Origin of the sequence: Micromonospora sp. NPDC050200 (assembly GCF_040656135.1) — a bacterium.
Lineage (GTDB): Bacteria > Actinomycetota > Actinomycetes > Mycobacteriales > Micromonosporaceae > Micromonospora.
This window is the reverse complement of record NZ_JBFALG010000012.1, coordinates 87,553-104,041: the sequence shown is the minus strand read 5'-3', so window position 1 is coordinate 104,041 and position 16,489 is coordinate 87,553. Positions and strand designations below refer to the sequence as shown.

General features: G+C 73.7%; 14 protein-coding genes. 7 read left to right on the top strand and 7 right to left on the bottom strand.

Annotated features, from left to right (window positions below; genetic code table 11):
* Positions 1-194: 194 nt before the first annotated feature.
* The 5 genes from AB0I41_RS11095 to AB0I41_RS11075 form a co-directional block, all read right to left on the bottom strand.
* The gene (locus AB0I41_RS11095) at positions 195-1,004 is read right to left on the bottom strand and encodes an endonuclease/exonuclease/phosphatase family protein (RefSeq protein WP_357104845.1); all 810 of its coding nucleotides are present in this window, start codon (positions 1,002-1,004) and stop codon (positions 195-197) included.
* A 10-nt stretch (positions 1,005-1,014) separates the two neighbouring features.
* Positions 1,015-2,505, bottom strand: a complete 1,491-nt coding sequence (locus AB0I41_RS11090; RefSeq protein ID WP_357104843.1) for a phosphatase PAP2 family protein — start codon at positions 2,503-2,505, stop codon at positions 1,015-1,017.
* 79 nt (positions 2,506-2,584) lie between these two features.
* Complete coding sequence (locus AB0I41_RS11085) at positions 2,585-3,586, bottom strand: YihY/virulence factor BrkB family protein (RefSeq protein ID WP_357104840.1); 1,002 nt, start codon at positions 3,584-3,586, stop codon at positions 2,585-2,587.
* Positions 3,579-4,586 (bottom strand): diacylglycerol kinase family protein, encoded by a 1,008-nt coding sequence (locus tag AB0I41_RS11080; protein WP_357104837.1) that lies wholly within the window; start codon positions 4,584-4,586, stop codon positions 3,579-3,581. The genes AB0I41_RS11085 and AB0I41_RS11080 overlap by 8 nt, the downstream gene beginning before the upstream one ends.
* A 67-nt stretch (positions 4,587-4,653) precedes the next feature.
* On the bottom strand, positions 4,654-4,863 hold the full coding sequence (locus AB0I41_RS11075; protein ID WP_357104834.1) for a Clp protease N-terminal domain-containing protein: 210 nt from the start codon (positions 4,861-4,863) through the stop codon (positions 4,654-4,656).
* A gap of 48 nt (positions 4,864-4,911) precedes the next feature.
* On the opposite strand from AB0I41_RS11075, the gene AB0I41_RS11070 reads away from it, so the two are divergent.
* From AB0I41_RS11070 to AB0I41_RS11055, 4 genes are all read left to right on the top strand, one after another.
* Positions 4,912-5,718, top strand: coding sequence for a PP2C family serine/threonine-protein phosphatase (locus AB0I41_RS11070; RefSeq protein WP_357104831.1), 807 nt, complete (start codon positions 4,912-4,914; stop codon positions 5,716-5,718).
* Between the two features lie 190 nt (positions 5,719-5,908).
* Positions 5,909-6,739, top strand: coding sequence for a universal stress protein (locus AB0I41_RS11065; protein WP_357104828.1), 831 nt, complete (start codon positions 5,909-5,911; stop codon positions 6,737-6,739).
* 126 nt (positions 6,740-6,865) lie between these two features.
* On the top strand, positions 6,866-9,268 hold the full coding sequence (locus AB0I41_RS11060) for a phosphoketolase family protein (RefSeq protein WP_357104826.1): 2,403 nt from the start codon (positions 6,866-6,868) through the stop codon (positions 9,266-9,268).
* Between the two features lie 31 nt (positions 9,269-9,299).
* The gene (locus tag AB0I41_RS11055) at positions 9,300-10,166 is read left to right on the top strand and encodes a universal stress protein (RefSeq protein WP_357104944.1); all 867 of its coding nucleotides are present in this window, start codon (positions 9,300-9,302) and stop codon (positions 10,164-10,166) included.
* Positions 10,167-10,270: 104 nt separating this feature from the next.
* Here the strand turns inward: AB0I41_RS11055 and AB0I41_RS11050 are convergent, their stop codons facing one another.
* A complete protein-coding gene (locus AB0I41_RS11050; RefSeq protein ID WP_357104824.1) occupies positions 10,271-11,146 on the bottom strand; it encodes an alpha/beta hydrolase in 876 nt (291 codons plus the stop codon).
* A 108-nt stretch (positions 11,147-11,254) separates the two neighbouring features.
* On the opposite strand from AB0I41_RS11050, the gene AB0I41_RS11045 reads away from it, so the two are divergent.
* Together AB0I41_RS11045 and AB0I41_RS11040 are read left to right on the top strand one after the other, a co-directional pair.
* On the top strand, positions 11,255-11,980 hold the full coding sequence (locus tag AB0I41_RS11045) for a hypothetical protein (RefSeq protein WP_357104821.1): 726 nt from the start codon (positions 11,255-11,257) through the stop codon (positions 11,978-11,980).
* Positions 11,981-12,185: 205 nt separating this feature from the next.
* Positions 12,186-12,695, top strand: a complete 510-nt coding sequence (locus AB0I41_RS11040) for an O-acetyl-ADP-ribose deacetylase (protein ID WP_357104818.1) — start codon at positions 12,186-12,188, stop codon at positions 12,693-12,695.
* A gap of 143 nt (positions 12,696-12,838) precedes the next feature.
* On the opposite strand, the gene AB0I41_RS11035 is transcribed toward AB0I41_RS11040, so the two are convergent.
* Entirely contained in the window at positions 12,839-15,205 is a 2,367-nt protein-coding gene (locus AB0I41_RS11035; protein WP_357104941.1) for a heavy metal translocating P-type ATPase, read from the bottom strand.
* Between the two features lie 187 nt (positions 15,206-15,392).
* Between AB0I41_RS11035 and AB0I41_RS11030 the strand changes: the two genes are divergently transcribed.
* Positions 15,393-16,430, top strand: coding sequence for a nitroreductase (locus AB0I41_RS11030; RefSeq protein WP_357104815.1), 1,038 nt, complete (start codon positions 15,393-15,395; stop codon positions 16,428-16,430).
* Positions 16,431-16,489: the final 59 nt, after the last annotated feature.

Sequence of the window (16,489 nt, the reverse complement as noted above, 5' to 3'; positions counted from 1 at the left end):
ACCCGGCTTTCCGGCCATCGGACCCGTCGCCGGGCCCTCCCAGGCGATCAGGGACTGCTCCCGCCGCCGGCTGGAGCACGTCCGGTGAGTCATCCCGTCGGGCAGCAGTCCGGCCGGAAGAGCGGCCGCACAAGGTCGAGCTTTTCTTGTCTGCCGTGCATCGGCCGGCCCGGTGGTGCCCGGCGGCGAGCCGGTCAGGCCGGACGCAGGTCCAGCTCGGCGACGACCGGGTAGTGGTCGGAGGCCCGGTCGGCGTCCCCGCCGCGGACCACCCGCACCTCGCGGGTCAGCGCGGCGACCGGAGCCGTGCCGAGCAGGTAGTCCAGCCGCATGCCGGCGAACTCCGCGCCGCCGTGCCGGGTCGGCACGGTGAACCCGTCGGCCTCGGGCGCGCCGGCGGCGCGGGCCGGCCAGAGGTCGACCAGGCCGGCGTCGAGCAGCCGGCCGACGGCGCGGGTGTCCACGGTGCTGCCGTCGCGGCGCAGGTGCCGGCGGCGGTAGTGGATCGGCAGGTTCGCCAGCCGGTCGGTGTGGTCCGCCGTCGGCTCCAGCGTGTTCAGATCACCGGCGAGCAGCGCCAGCGGACCGCCGGTACGCCGCACGGCGGCCGCCAGCCAGTCCGCCTCCATCCGCCGCCGGCCGCCGGAGTACGGGTCGAGGTGGGTGCTGAACACCGTCAACGGCCCCTCCCCGGTGGCCACCCGCACCCGGGCGGTGGCGTGGTGGAACGGCCGGCGCACCCGGCCGGCCGCCAGCACCCGCAGCGGCGGGCGGACCAGCACGGCCACCGGCTGCCCGAAACAGGAGCGGGCCAGGTGGGGACGCATTCCCACCCGGCCCGCCACGTCGTCGAGCAGCCCACCCCGGTCGAAGCCGCGCAGCTCCTGCAGGGCCAGCACGTCCGGCCGCTGGGCGGCGACCACGCCGACCACCAAGTCCAGCCGGTCGGGCCCGTCGCGGTCCCGTCCACCGGTCCTGAGGTTCCAGGTCATCACCCGCAGCATGGACGTCGCCTCATCCCGGCCGGGCGGCCTTGGCCAGCTCGTCGTCGAGCTCGCCAATCTGCTCCGACCCGATGGCCGGCCGGTTGCCCTCGTGGACGTCGGCGTTGGGGCGGACCACCCAGTAGAGCGACCCCATCCAGAGCGCGCTGAGCAGGATCGCGCCCATGAAGTCCGTCGGGTGGTGCATGCCCCGGTACATCCGGGATACAGCCACCCCGACCGGCATGATCACGGCCAGCCCCACGAAGAGCCAGCGCCACCAGCGGTCGGTGCGGACGAACACGATGAGCGCCATCGCGGTCCAGAGGCAGATCGTCGCGGCGATGTGCCCGGACGGGAACGACGAGGTGGGCATCTGCCCGTCCAGGTTCTCCACCGCCGGACGCGGCCGGTCGACCGCGCGGGCGGCGGCCAGGAAGAGGGTCAGCTCGCCGAACATCGCCAGCGCCACGAAGAGCACCGGCCGCCACCGGCGCCAGACGGCCAGCACCAGCGGGCAGAACACCAGCGAGACCAGCAGGATCGCGTGGGTGTCGCCGAACTTGCTCCACCACCAGCTCAGGTCGGTCAGCACGTCGGTGTGCCGCTCGGCGAACCAGCGGGGCACCTCCGTGTCGACGGCGGCGAAGACGGTGCCCTTGGCGTGGTAACTGACGTACATACCGAAGCCGTAGAGCGCGCCGAAGACGATCACCCAGCCGACCAGCAGCTCGGCGACGGCCGAGCGGGGGTGTTCCAGCACGTGCTCCTCGGCCGGGGCGGGGGTGATCTCCTCGCCGGCCTCCGGCTCCAGGCCCTCGCTCAGCGGGGGTACCGGGCGGCCGCGCTCGCGCCGCCAGAGCCGGAACGCGTACGCGGTGACGCCGAGCCAGGCCGCGCCGAGCAGCCAGCCGGCGAGCACGTCGGAGACGAAGTGCACGCCCAGCGCGATCCGGGTCAGCCCGATCACCGCCACCAGCACGGCCGCGATCGCGATCGCCGGCTTGCGCCAGCGCGGCGCCAGGGCCGGCAGGAAGACCAGCAGCAGCGCCCCGTACGCGACGAACGAGCCGAGCGCGTGCCCGCTGGGAAAGCTGTTGCCCGGGGCGCTGGCGACCGGCACGTCGACCACCGGCCGCAGCCGGCCGACCAGGGTCTTCAGCGACGGGTCGAGGATCAGCCCACCCACCCCGGCGGTGATCAGGTAGACCGCCAGCCGGGACTGGCGGCGGATCAGCAGGCCGACCACGGCGATCGTGACCAGCCAGATCAGCACCGGTCGCCCGCCCAGATCGGTGACCGCCTGCAGCACGGTGACCAGCGCGTGGTGCGGCGCCACCAGCCCATTGAACCACTCGGCCACCTCGTGGTCGGCGTGCTGGAGCGGGTTCCAGTGGAACCGCACGAGCATCAGCAGCAGGCCGAACCCGGCGCCCGCGCCGGCGATGACCAACAGTCCGGCGAGGCTGCGCCCGGCGAAATGGCCGAGCGGCCGTCGCGTCGACTCCTTGACCGCCGTCACCCCGCACCTCCCTTGTCTTCTGGCGAGGCGCTGTACCCGATCGGAGCTCCGCGTACACCGTGGGTGGGCGGGCACGGACCTACAGCGAGGTCATGTCACCGGTGTCGTACCGGTCCTCCCGCTCGCTCTCGGGCTCCCACAGGTCCGGCTGGGCCGGCTCCCGCACCCCGATCCGCATCGCCTCCAGCTGGGCGGCGAAGGCCAGCCCGCCGAAGAGCGCGATGCCGGTGAGGTTGGCCCAGAGCAGCAGGGCCATCATGCCGGTCAGCGCGCCGTAGGTCTGCCCGAACCCGCCGCTGAACCGGACGTACGCGGCGAGCAGCAGGCTGGCCAGCCACCAGAGCACGGTGGCGATGCCGGCGCCGAAGAAGAGCCAGGACAGGCTCGGCTGGTTGCGCCGGGGCGCGTGCCGGAAGAGCACCGCCACGGCGAGCACGGTCAGCCCCAGGCTCAGCGGCCACCGGATCACGTTCCACGCCCCGGCGGCGAACGCGCCCCACTCGTAGTGCCGCTGCACGGACTCGCCCATCGCCCCGCCGCCGACCAGGATCAGGAAGCCGGCCAGCGCCGGCACGCCGGCGGTCACCGCGAGGACGGCGGCCCGGACGTACTTGGCCAGGGCCGGGCGGTCCCGCTCCACGCCGTAGATCCGGTTGGCGCCGCGTTCGATCTGGGCCATGGTGGTGGTCAGCGCGACCAGGCCGGTGAGCAGACCGAGGGTCAGTGCCAGCTCGCCGGCCCGCTCGGTGTGTTCGCCGTCGCCGAGCAGTTCGCGGACCACCGCCTCGCTCTGCCCGGGGGTGAGGGCCAGCACGGTGTCGGCGACCACCTGGCCGCCCTCCTCCACGCCCAGTTCGGTGATCAAACCGGTCAGCGCGATCAGGAACGGCACCACGGCGAGGCAGAGCTGAAGGGCGAACGCCCGGGAGTGGCTGAACCCGTCGCCGTAGCGGAACCGGACGAACGCGTCGCGCAGCAGGCACCAGCCGCCGTGGCGGCGCAGGGTGTGCCAGGCGTCGTCGGCGGAGAGCTCGTCCTCCGACATCAACCGGGTCTCGGGGACGAGCTTGGTACTACTCACGGCGCGCCTCCTCGATCAACCGCTCGCCCCGCCGCGCCGCCGCGTCGGCGTTCACCGCGAGGTCGGGGTGGCGCTCGGGCCGCGGCACGCAGAGCCAGAGCGAGTGCGGCCTGATCTCCGCCGTGAGCGAGCGGCCGGGCTCGATCAGGTCGCCGTCGAGCTGCCGGGGCTGGGCCCGGTTGCTGGTGATCTCCACCCGGCGGGCCCGGAACACCTCCATCCGAGGCACGCTGCCGCGCCGGCGTACCAGGGCCCAGCCCATGGCCAGCCAGTGCCGCACCGTACGGGGGGTGAGCACGGCCACGTCGAGCCAGCCGTCGTCGGGTTCGGCGTCGGTGAGCAGGCGAACCCCGCCCTGGAGCCGGCCGACGTTGGCGATCAGCACGGTGCGGGCCCGGCGGCGCAGCGGCGGCCGGTCGTCGATGCGGATCAAGACCCGCATCGGCCGGTCCCGCAGGTGCTTCGCGGCGCCCACGACGTACGCGGGCCAGCCGATGCGCGCCTTGGTCGTCTCGGAGGTGTCCTGGAGCATCTGGGCGTCGAAGCCCATCCCGGCCATCACGGCGAAGTGCCGGTTCTCGACCACGCCGACGTCCAGCCGGCGCTTCCCGCGCTCCACGGCGATCTCCAGGCCGGCGGCCAGCTCGCCGGAGAGGCCGAGGTTGGCGGCGAGCAGGTTGCCGGTGCCCTGGGGCAGCACGGCCAGCGCGGCGTCGGTGCCGACCAGCGCGCCGACGCAGGCCATCACGGTGCCGTCCCCGCCGCAGGCGAAGACCACCTCGGCGCCGGCGGCGACGGCCGCCTGGGTCTGGCCCCGGCCCGGGTCCTCGACCGTGGTCTCGTACCAGGCCGGCTCGGGCCAGCCAGCAGCGGCGAGGGCGTCCTGCACCGTGCGGCGGAACTGGTCCAGATCGGTCACCTTCGAGGGGTTGACCACCACCGCCGAGCGCGGTGGGGCGTCCTCGGCGGTCACCGGGCGCGTCTGCTCTCCACCATCCACGGCGCAAGTGTGCAGCAGGCGCGGCCGGTCAGCGAGCCGGCGAGGGGCGACGTCGCGCAGGCCGCAATCAGGTGTGAAGACGCACACCACCGATCGGGGCGCGCGCCGCCTCCCGCGCACCGCCGGCCACCGGTCGGGCCGCCGTCCGCAGCGCGGTTTCGACCCGCCGGCGCAGATCGCCGAGGCTCAGCCCGGCCTCGGTGAGCACCAGGGCGGCGAGTCCGCCGCCCTCGCGGAGCAGCCCGAGCGCCACCCCCGCCGGGACGTCGGCCGACACGACCGCGCACGCCCCGGCCGGGGGCTCCGACGGTGTTACGGTCCGCTGATGTTCCGCCGCGCCCCGTCCGACCGGCCCGAGCCGCTGACCTGCCACCTCGCCGCCGGGCGGGTCGCGCTGGAGGTCGCCGGCGGCAGCGTGGTCGGCCACCGCTACCCGGCCAACTTCGACGTGCTGCACGTCGACCCGACGCTCCCCTTCGCCGCCGTCGTCGACGGCATGGGCTCCGGCGAGGGCTCCCGGGTGGCCGGCGCCACGACGATGACCACCCTGGTCGAGGCGGTCCGCGCCGACTGGCCCACCGTCGGGCCACGCGAGCTGCGCGCGGCGGTCGCCGACGCCCGTTCCCTGGTACGCGCCGCCGGCGCGCGGCTGGCCGAGCTGACCGGCTGCACGCTCACCGCCCTGCTGGTCGAGCCGGGCGGCGAGCAGGCCTGGCTCGTCCAGCTCGGTGACTCGCGGGCGTACCGGCTGCGCGACGGCGTGCTGGAACTGATGACCGTCGACCACACGGCCGCCTGGCTGGGGTTGCTGCACGGCTGGTTCCGGGCCGACTCCCCGGAGGCCACCCGGGCCCGCTACCAGCTGCTGCGCTACATCGGCCACCCGGACAACCCGGACGCGGACCTGCTCGCCGTGCCGCTGCGGGTCGGCGACACCTGGCTGCTCTGCACCGACGGGGTGAGCGACCAGGTCGACTACCACCGCATGCGGGAGGCGTTGGCGGGTGGCGATCCGACGAGGGCGGTCCGGAGCCTGCTCGCCATCAGCCTGGCCGAGGGCGGCGAGGACAACGCCACCGCAGTGGTGCTCCGCGTCCGACCCGCGGCCGAGGGTGACGGCGAGGACCGTTGACGCGCTGACGATCGTGGTCGCCGGCGCGCTCGCCGACGCCGGGCCGGCTGCCCGGACCCGCCGACCCGCCCGGACCCGCCGATCGCGACCGCCCGGGTGCGCCGATCCCGGCCCGCCGGGGCGGCGGCGCGACTAGCGTCGGTGGGGTCGGCGTGGCCGTACCGTGCGGGGCGCCCGGGAGGTGAGCCCGATGGCCGGATCCGCCGGCGCGCCAATGGTGGCCGGCGTCGGACCGTCACCGCAGTCCACGGAGGTCGTCCGACTGGCCGCCCGGGAGGCCGCCGCGCACGGCCGGGACCTGGTCCTGCTGCACGCCTTCAACTGGCAGGCGGCGTTCGTGGGGGAATCAGTCGTCGGGACCCGCGCCGAGGCCGACGAGCTGATCTCCCGGGCCGCCGCGACCGCCGCCGAGGTCGAGCCGGAGGTGTCGGTCAGCGGCGAGATCGTCGAGGGCGCGCCGATCGAGGCGCTGATCCGCCGCTCCGAGTCGGCGTTCCTGGTGGCCATCGGCGACGGCGGCATGGCCGACTGCGGGGACTGCGTACCGGTCGACGCGCCGGCGGTGCAGCTCGCCGCGCGGGCCGGCTGCCCGGTGCTGGTGGTCCGCCGCGACCCACCCGTCGCCGGGCCGGTGCTGGTCGGGGTGGACGGGTCGGCGAGTTCGCGGACCGCGCTCGGCTTCGCCTTCGACTGCGCCGCCCGCCGGGAGGCCCGGCTGCTCGCGGTACGGGTCGTCGAGCCGGGACGGGCCGACGACGGCGACGACGTGCTCATCGAGGCGGTGGCCGAGGTCGGGCGGCGGCACCCCACCGTCGCGGCGGAGTGCCACACCGTCCGCGGCGACCCGAGCACCGTCCTGGTCGAGCAGTCCCGGTCCGCGCAGGTGGCGCTGGTCGGCGCCCGGGGCGACGAGGCGTGGCGCGGCATGCTGGGCGCGGTGAGCCAGACCCTGCTGTACCACGCGCCGTCGCCGGTCATCGTCGTCCGTGGATTGATCACCACAGCGCCGGACGGGCCATGACGCCCGCCGGTCCCGGGACCAACGGCCCTGCTCCACTCGCATCCGCGCGGGCGACGCTGGACAGGCCCGGGTGGATATCCGCCTTCGGAATGCAGAAGTCCCCGACGCGCGAGAGGCTATGGCAGCATGGACACCGCTCTCGACCTGCACAGCCCACTGACCGAAGACGAGCTGCGCCGGCTGGACGCCTACTGGCGGGCGGCCAACTATCTCACCGTCGGGCAGATCTACCTGCTCGACAACCCGCTGCTCCACGAGCCGCTGAAGCCCGAGCACGTCAAGCCGCGCCTGCTCGGCCACTGGGGCACCAGCCCGGGTCTCAACCTGCTCTACGCCCACCTCAACCGGCTCATCGTCAACCGGGACCTGTCCGCCATCTTCGTCACCGGCCCCGGCCACGGTGGCCCTGCCCTGGTGGCGAACACCTGGCTGGAGGGCACCTACAGCGAGCTCTACCACGCCGTGAGCCAGGACGAGCGGGGCATGGCCCGGCTGTTCCGCCAGTTCTCCTTCCCCGGCGGCATCCCGAGCCACGTGGCACCGGAGGTGCCGGGTTCGATCCACGAGGGCGGCGAGCTGGGGTACGCCCTCAGCCACGCGTGCGGCGCGGCCTTCGACAACCCGGACCTGCTGGTCGCCTGCGTCATCGGCGACGGCGAGGCGGAGACCGGGCCGCTGGCCGGCAGTTGGCTGTCCAACGTCTTCCTCAACCCGGCCCGAGACGGGGCGGTGCTGCCCATCCTGCACCTCAACGGCTACAAGATCGCCAGCCCGACGGTGCTGGACCGGATCCCCACCGACGACCTGCTGGAGCTGATGCGCGGCTACGGCCACCAGCCGTACGTCGTCGCGGGCGACGACCCGGCCACGGTGCACCAGGCCCTCGCCGGCACGCTGGACCGGGTGCTCGACGAGATCACCGAGATCCAGCGGCGGGCCCGCTCCGGCGGCCCCGTCGAGCGCCCCCGCTGGCCGATGATCATCCTCCGTACGCCGAAGGGCTGGACCGGACCGCGCGAGGTCGACGGCAAGCCGGTCGAGGGCACCTTCCGGGCCCACCAGGTGCCCGTCGACGAGGTCCGCGAGAACCCCGCGCACCTGGCCGAGCTGGAGCGCTGGCTGCGCAGCTACCGGCCGGAGGAGCTCTTCGACGCCACCGGCGGCCCGATCCCCGAACTGGCCGCCCTGCCGCCCCGGGGCGACCGCCGGATGAGCGCCAACCCGGTGACCAACGGCGGACGGGTGCTACGCGACCTGGAGCTGCCGGACTTCCGCAACTACGCGGTCGACGTCGAGCGGCCGGGCGAACCGGCCGTCGGCGCCACCGGCGTGCTCGGCCAGTGGGTCCGCGACGTGATCACCGCCAACCCGCAGACCTTCCGCCTCTTCGGCCCCGACGAGGTCTCCTCCAACCGACTCGGCGCCGCCTTCGAGGTCACCGACCGGGCGTTCGTCGCCGGCACCGTTCCCGGCGACGACCACCTCTCGCCCGACGGCCGGGTGATGGAGGTGCTCTCCGAGCACCTCTGCCAGGGCTGGCTGGAGGGCTACCTGCTCACCGGCCGGCACGGCATCTTCACCAGCTACGAGGCGTTCATCCACATCGTCGACTCGATGGTCAACCAGCACGCCAAGTGGCTCAAGGTGACCCGGGGCATCCCCTGGCGGGAACCGCTGGCCTCGCTGAACTACCTGCTCTCCAGCCACGTCTGGCGGCAGGACCACAACGGCTTCTCGCACCAGGACCCGGGCTTCATCGACCACGTGGTCAACAAGAAGGCCGAGGTGGTGCGGGTCTACCTGCCGCCGGACGGCAACACGTTGCTCTCCACCATGGACCACTGCCTGCGCAGTCGGCACTACATCAACGTGGTGGTCGCCGGCAAGCAGCCGGCGCCGAACTGGCTGACCATGGAGGAGGCGGTCCAGCACTGCCGGCGCGGCCTGGGCATCTGGGACTGGGCCAGCACCGACGACGGCAGCGAACCGGACGTGGTGCTGGCCTGCGCCGGCGACGTACCGACCCTGGAGACCCTCGCCGCGGCGAACCTGCTGCGCCAGCACCTGCCCGAGCTGAAGGTGCGGGTGGTCAACGTGGTCGACCTGATGCGGCTCCAGCCGCCGTCGGAGCACCCGCACGGCCTGCCCGACAACGAGTTCGACACCATCTTCACCCGCAACAAGCAGATCATCTTCGCCTACCACGGCTACCCGTGGCTGATCCACCGGCTCACCTACCGGCGGACCAACCACGGCAACCTGCACGTACGCGGATACAAGGAGGAGGGCACCACCACCACGCCGTTCGACATGGTGATGCTCAACGACCTGGACCGGTTCCACCTCGTCATCGACGTCATCGACCGGGTGCCCGGGCTCGCCGCGCGCGCCGCCCACCTGCGCCAGGAGATGGTCGACGCCCGCCAGTCCTGCCGCGACCACACCCGCCGGTACGGCGAGGACGACCCCCGGGTCGCCGAGTGGCGCTGGATCCGCGAGACCGAGCCCGCCCTGCGGAGCGGGCAGTGAGCCGGCCGGCCGGGAGCGGGAGGTGAGCGCGATGGTCCGCGACGAGATCCTGGTCGGCTACGACGGTTCCACCGACGCCACGCTGGCGCTGGACTGGGCGTTGGGCGAGGCGCAACGCAGCGGCCGGCCGGTCCGCCTGGCGTACGTCTTCGAGTGGCTGACCGTGGCCGGCTGGATCGGCCCCGGGGTGGCCCCGGGGATCTGGCCCGACGAGACCGCCCGACGGCAGGTCGAGGAGGTGGTCCACAAGGCGGCGACCGACGCCGCCGCCGAGCGGCCCGGCACGACCGTGCACGGAGAGGTGTACGACGGCCCGCCCGCCCTGGTGTTGCAGGAGCGGTCCGCCGACGCCGCGCTGCTGGTGCTGGGCAGTCGCGGACACGGCGGGTTCGGCGGCCTGCTCGCCGGCTCGACGGCCGTCGCGGTGACCGCCCACGCGCACTGCCCGGTGGTGGTGGTCCGCGCCGGGCAGGCCGGCGCGGCGGGCCCGGTGGTGGTGGGCGTCGACGGCTCCGCGTCCTCCCGGGTGGCGCTCGGCTTCGCGGTCGAGAGCGCCGCGCAGCGCAAGGCGCCGCTGCGGGTCGTCCGGGTCTTCGAGCCGCCCGCCGGGCGGTGGCGGCCCTCGGACCACGACGAGCGGGCCACCGTCGCCGAGGAACGGGCGACGGTGGAGGAGGCCCTCGCCCAGTGGCGGGACACCTTCCCCGACGTCGGAGTCGACATCGAGGTGACACCCGGCAACCCGGCCGCCACCCTGGTCGAGGCCAGCCGGGGCGCCCAACTCGTGGTGGTGGGCAGCCGGGGCCTGGGCGGGCTGCGCGGGATGCTGCTCGGCTCGGTCAGCCAGCAGCTGCTCCAGCACGCGTACTGCCCGGTCGTGGTGGCCCGGGAACGTTAGCGGCGCCCGGCGCCGGCGGGTGCGCCGCCCCCGCCGGTGCCGGTTGGTCGACTTTGTTTGCGGCAGGTCGTGGAGTGCGACGCCGGCTGCGCAGACCCGGACGGTCAGCCGGCGGCCAGCACGTCGCGCAGCCTCGCTGCGAACTCTTCGGGTTTGCCCGCGTAACCGAACTGACCACCGAGGAAGCCGCCGTGGTGGCTCGGGAACACCGTGGCCTCCTGGCCGAGCAGGGCCGCGGTGCCGACGGCCGTACGCGCGGTGTATGTCCCCGCGGACTCCTCGCCGACCGCGATCACGATCCGGGTCGGTGCCGCGGTGAGCGCGTCCGCGTCGGGGCGGTAGTCGCTGATCGCCCACGAGTTCTTCGACAGCAGTGGATCGTCGCGGGTGCCGTCGTCGTCGGTCGGCATGCCGAACATCGCCGGGTCGGGTGCGGGCTGGGCGAAGTAGTCCTCGGTGAACTCGCCCTGCCAGGACGTCATCGTGATGAATGCGGCCATGCCCGCGCCGGTGCCCTTCGCCTGGTAGGCCTCGTGGAAGGCGGCCCGGGCGCGCTCGGCGGCCGCGGCGTCGGGCAGCACCGCGTTGATCGGCGGCTCGTGCGCCACCAGCGTGACGACGTCGCCGGGGTGGGTCGCGACCAGTTCGAGCGCGGTCACCGCGCCGCCGCTGCTTGCGAACACGTCGACCGGACCGGCGCCGAGCGCCTCGATCAGTAGGTGCAGGTCGGCCGCCTGATGCTGCGGCGTGTGGTCGGACCGGCCGTCCTTACGGACGCTGCGGCCCAGGCCGCGCGGGTCGTAGGTGATGACCGTACGGTCCGTGAAGTGGGCGGCGAGCGAGTCGAAGCCCTCCGCCGTCATCGGCTGGCCGATCATGAGCAACGCGGGGCGTCCGCCGGAAGGGGGAAGCGGGCCGCGGACGTCGTAGACCAGGTCGACGCCGGGTGCGGCGAGTGTGTGCGTCTGCGTCTGCGTCATGACGGTGAGCCTACCGACCAGGGTGCTACGTGCGCGGGTAGCGGCCGGCGATCAGGCCTACAACCTTTTGAACGCGGCTCGTGCAGCGTTGGGCGGTGGCCTGGCGTGGTGCGAGACGACCTCAAGGCGGCGGTCGAGGTGCTTTACCAGGCATTCGGGAACGTTCGGGTGATAGACCAGGTCGACTACTGCGATCACTGCGTGGATCCCGCGCAGGTGGAGGCTCTACGCCGAACCCCGTTGAGGCAGCTGACCTCCGAGCATCTCGGACCGCTGTTGTTCAACGCCATGTCCACGTGGGGTGACCTGGGGTACTTCAAACACTTCCTGCCGCGACTGCTGGAACTCGTCGCCACCGGTGAGATGGAGGACTGGAGCTATCCAACATTCCTCCCGAGCGGCCTGAAGCAATGCTGGACAACCGGCACGCCGGGAGAGCATCGCGCGATTGCCGGATTCCTGGAGGCGTGGTGGTTGGCGACCACTTCCTCCTGGCCCAGCCCTTGTTCGCCGCGGGATGTGCTGGAGACCATCGACGGCTCAGGGCAGCGGGTAGTCCCGCACCTCAACGCGTTGCCGGCGCAGGCGGGCGAGCCGGCAGCCAGACACCTGGCTGCCTTCATCGAGGATTGGATGGTTTCGACCCGGACCGCCGAGCAATTGTGGGTTGACGTCGACCGGTGGCTCCGAGGGCCCCAGCCGTCGGCCCTGCTCACAGCGGCCTTCATGGACGCCACTGACCCGTCAGTCGCCGCGGAGCTTGGCAAAGCCGAAGGCTCCCTCGCTTTTTACCGTTCGTGGCGAGACGCTGAGCAAACAGATTCCCTTCCCTAACCAGGGCCGAGCCGCAAGAACGTCCTGCGGCACATGCCGCTGACTGCTTGAGCCCCCGTCCACGCCTGGAGTCAGATTCTCGGTTACTCGGTCAAGTAGCCGACTGCCGTGGATCGTTCGTTCGCGCCGGTCTGGCGTGGCGGAGTCCGCTGCCGAAGGCGTAGGCATAGACCGATGTCGTCGTCTGGCGTGCCAGGATGCTTCCGTGACAGTGATCGAGATCGTCCTGGGCGACATCACGCGGGAACATGTCGACGCCATCGTCACCGCCGCTAACGAGTCGCTCCTCGGCGGCGGCGGTGTGGACGGCACTATCCACCGCGCCGCCGGACCTCGCCTGGCACAGGCAGGGGGCGCGATCGGCCCCTGCGAGCCGGGCGACGCGACGGCGACCCCGGCATTCGACCTCAACCCACCGGTTCAGCACGTCATCCACACCGTCGGGCCGATCTGGGAAGGAGGCAGCCACAGTGAAGCCGACGTCCTGGCCTCCTGCTACCGACGGAGCCTGCAACTCGCCGACGAGCTTGGCGCCCGGACCGTTGCCTTCCCTGCGATCGCCACGGGCGTAAACGGGTACCCTCCGGATCAGGCGGCCCGGATCGCGGTGGCAACGATCAGAACCACGCCGACAGCGGTCCAACGGGTACGACTCGTCGCATTCGATGAAGACACCCAGCAATACCTGCACGCGGCCATGGCGGCCGGCGACTGACCTGTCGCGAGCTGTTTCCGCTGCTAGGCCGCGGTTTCCGCAGATGCCCGGGGCGGGAAACTTGAATCTCCCGGTGGCGGGACACCGCCACCTCCCGCAAACGGAGTCGACCACCTGCCCGTGACCCGAGGCGAAGGCCGTGGTCACCGGGCCTCGTCGGCTCCGCCCGCCCCGGCAGCCCGGCCCTGCCCGCCCTGGCTGCCGGGCGGGTCGGTCGGGTTGAGCGAGAAGTAGTCCTCCTCCTCCTGGGCCAGGTGCAGCCGCAGCACGGCGTCCAGGCCGTAAAGGCTGGCCAGCAGGTCCGGCACCTGGTCGGGGCGCAGCGGCCCGCCGCCGGCCTGCGCCAGGTGCGCGCCGATCCGGTCGACCAGCCGGCGGATCTCCACATGCCCCCGGCTCATCGTGGAGGTCGCCTCCGCGCTGCCCAGCGGCCCGGCCAGCGCCGGGTAGAGCTGCTGTTCCTCGCCGCTCTCGTGCGGCAGCACCTCGTCGGTCAGCCGGCGGTGCGTCTCCCGCAGCGCCGGCAGGCACTCCGGGGCGTCCGGCCGGGTGGCGACCAGGTCGGCGGCGTCCCGCAGCCGGGCCAGCACATCGCGGACCCCGGCGTGCTCGCCGGCGTACCGGTCGAGCAGGTGCCGGGTGGCCGGCGGGACGTCCCGGTGACGCAGCCCGCCACCGAGGGCACGCAGCGCGTTGAGGATCACCACCACGTCGATGCCCTCCTGCAGGAAGGCGCCGGCGACCGGGGGCAGCCCGCCGGCGGCCGCGACGACCATCGCGACCACCGCCAGACCCATCCCCACGGTGGCGCTCTGCACCGCGATCCGGCGGGCGTACCGGGCGATCTCCACGGCGTCGGCGAGCCGGTCCAGCCGGTCCACGGTGAGCACCGCGTCGGCCACGTCCGCCGAGGCGGTCGCCCCGGTGGCGCCCATCGCCACCCCGACGTGCGCCTCGGCGAGCGCCGGTGCGTCGTTGACGCCGTCGCCGACCATCACGGTGATCGCCCGACCGGACTCCTCCTTGACCCGGGCCACCTTCTCCTGCGGTGAACACTGGGCCAGCACGTCGTCCACGCCGACAGCCTGGGCGACCTGCTCGGCGGTACGCGGTCGGTCCCCGGTGACCATGATCAGGCGGTGCAGGCCGGCCTCACGAAGCCGCCGCACGGTACGCCGGGCGTCGGGGCGTACCGGATCCTCGAGCAGGATCACGCCGAGCGGCTTCCGCTCGTCGCTGACCCAGACGGTGGAGCGGCCGGCCAGCTCGGCGCGCTCCCGCACCCGGTGCACCCACTCCGGGGGCTCCCCGGCGAGCTGACCGACCCGCACCAGCCGGCCGTCGACCCGGCCGGTCACCCCCCGCCCCGGCTCCTCGGTCACCTCGGTCGGCTCGGCCAGCGGCAGCCCCTGCTCGCGGGCCTGCCGGACCAGCGCCGCGGCCAGCACGTGCGGGGAGAGCTGCTCCACCGAGGCGGCCAGCCGCAGCAGCTCGTCCCGGTCCCCGCCCGGAGCGACCACCGTCTCGGCTGCCCGGGGCCGGCCGGCGGTGAGCGTTCCGGTCTTGTCCATCAGCAGCGTGCGGGCCCGGCCGAGCAGCTCCAGCGAGCCGCCGTCGCGGACCAGCACGCCGCGCCGGGCCACCCGGGACAACCCGGAGACGATGGCGATCGGGGTGGCCAGCAGCAGCGGGCAGGGAGTCGCCACCACCAGCACCGCCACCGCCCGGATGAACTGGCCCGACAGCAGCCAGGCCAGCCCGGCGAGCAGCAGGGTGAAGGGCACGAACGCCGCCGCGTAACGGTCGGCCAGCCGGACCATCGGCGCCTTGCGCGCCGTCGCCTCCTCGGCCAGCCGCACGATCCCGGCATACGTGCTCTCCGCCGCGTTCTTCCTCGCCCGCAACCCGAACCCGGCCCCGGCGTTGACCACACCGCTGGCCAGCTGCTCCCCGGCCGCGCGGGTGACCAGCTGCGACTCGCCGGTGACCACCGACTCGTCCAGCGTCGCCGCCTCCTCGACGGTCCCGTCCACCGGCACCACGTCGCCCGGACCGACCACCAGCCGATCCCCCACCGCGACCTGGTCCAACGGCACCACCTCGATGCCACCGCCCGGGGTGCGCCGCCGCGCCCGCCGGGGGGCGCGTTCCAGCAGCGCGCGCAGGTCGCGGGTCGCCCGCTGCTGGGCGTACGTCTCCAGCGAGCGCCCGGTGGCCACCATCACCGCGATCACCGCGCCCGCCAGGTACTCCCGGACGACGAGCGCGCCGACCAGCGCCAGCACGGCGATCACGTCCACGCCGAACTGCCGGTGCCACAGCTGGCGTAGCACCGCCCAGGCGGCCGGCACCAGTGCGACCAGCGTCACCGCCGCCCAGACCAGGTCGGTCGCGAGGCGCAGGCCGGCGAACCACAGCCCCGCACCGACCAGCACGGCCAGGGTGAGCAGGGTCAGCGGGGCCCACTCGCGCCAGTTCACCCGGTGACGCCCGACCGGCTTCTCCGGCACACACTCCCGCGGCTCCGCCCCCACTTGCGGATCGTCCCAGCGATACCGCCCGCCCACGTCCGGATCCAGCGGAAACGGACTGGCCGCCACATCCGCCCGCGGTCGGCCTGCGTACTCTGCGACGGGTCGGGGCACCACGCAGGATGGAGCCGCAACCCCGCCCCCGCGACCGTCGGGGTGGGGCACGATGGGGAGAGACGGAAAGGTCGTGACGATGAGCCACGAGACGCCGGCACAGGACCGCCCGCTGACCACCGCGCTCGCGGAGGCCGCCGCGACCGCCGGCCACGCCCCCTCGGTGCACAACACGCAACCGTGGCGCTGGCGGGTCCTACCCGACGCCCTGGAGCTACGGACCGCCCCCGACCGCCAGCTGGCCGCCACCGACCCGGAGGGGCGGCTGGTGGCGATCAGCTGCGGCACGGCGCTGCACCACGCCCGGCTCGCGCTGGCCGCCGAGGGCTGGACGGCCGTGGTGGAACGGCTGCCCGACCCGACCCAGCCGGACCTGCTGGCCCGCCTGACCGGGCTGACCCGGTCGGGGGCGGCCCCGGACGCCATGCGCATGGTGCAGTGCATGCAGGTACGACACACCGATCGGCGCCCGGTCAGCGACGAGCCGATCCCCGACGCCGCGCTCGACGAGATCGACCGGGCGGCCACCCGCGAGGGCGTCAACCTCCAGATCCTCGACGACACCCAGAAGGTCCAGCTCGCCAGCGCCGCCCAGCAGGCCGCGGCGGTCGAGGCGGGCAGCCCGGAGCTGCGTGAGGAGCTGGCGTACTGGACCAGCCGGGCCGGGACCGGCACCGGGCTGCCGCCGGAGGTGCTGCCCGAGGAGGCCCCGCAGACCACCGTCCCGGGCCGCGACTTCGGCCGCCCGGGCAGCTTGCCGGTCAGCCCTGGGCACGACCGGGCGGCCATCTACGCGATCCTCTGGGGCACTGAGGACGAGCCGGACAGCTGGCTTCGCGCCGGTGAGGGTCTCTCCGCCGCCTGGCTCACCGCGACCCGGCTCGGGGTGTCCCTGGTGCCGCTCAGCGGCGTAGTGGAGGTCGACGGCACCCGGCAGGCGCTCCGGCACATGCTCTCCGACCTGGGCTTCCCGTACCTCTCGATGCGGTTGGGAATCGCGGACCCGACGCACGCGGGGCCGCCGCACACCCCGCGGCTGCCCACCGAGCAGGTGGTCGACACCTCCGCGGTCCGCGACCAGCGCTCCTGACGCCCGCGTGCCCGGCGGCCGGGCGATAGCATCGGCTGCGTGGCCGCCAGCACACCGAA

Excerpts from the sequence above, each read along its gene's own strand:
- AB0I41_RS11095 (WP_357104845.1), bottom strand. The coding sequence starts at position 1,004 with ATGCTGCGGGTGATGACCTGGAACCTCAGGACCGGTGGACGGGACCGC.
- AB0I41_RS11070 (WP_357104831.1), top strand. The coding sequence starts at position 4,912 with ATGTTCCGCCGCGCCCCGTCCGACCGGCCCGAGCCGCTGACCTGCCAC.
- AB0I41_RS11065 (WP_357104828.1), top strand. The coding sequence starts at position 5,909 with ATGGCCGGATCCGCCGGCGCGCCAATGGTGGCCGGCGTCGGACCGTCA.
- AB0I41_RS11060 (WP_357104826.1), top strand. The coding sequence starts at position 6,866 with ATGGACACCGCTCTCGACCTGCACAGCCCACTGACCGAAGACGAGCTG.
- AB0I41_RS11055 (WP_357104944.1), top strand. The coding sequence starts at position 9,300 with ATGGTCCGCGACGAGATCCTGGTCGGCTACGACGGTTCCACCGACGCC.
- AB0I41_RS11050 (WP_357104824.1), bottom strand. The coding sequence starts at position 11,146 with ATGACGCAGACGCAGACGCACACACTCGCCGCACCCGGCGTCGACCTG.
- AB0I41_RS11030 (WP_357104815.1), top strand. The coding sequence starts at position 15,393 with ATGGGGAGAGACGGAAAGGTCGTGACGATGAGCCACGAGACGCCGGCA.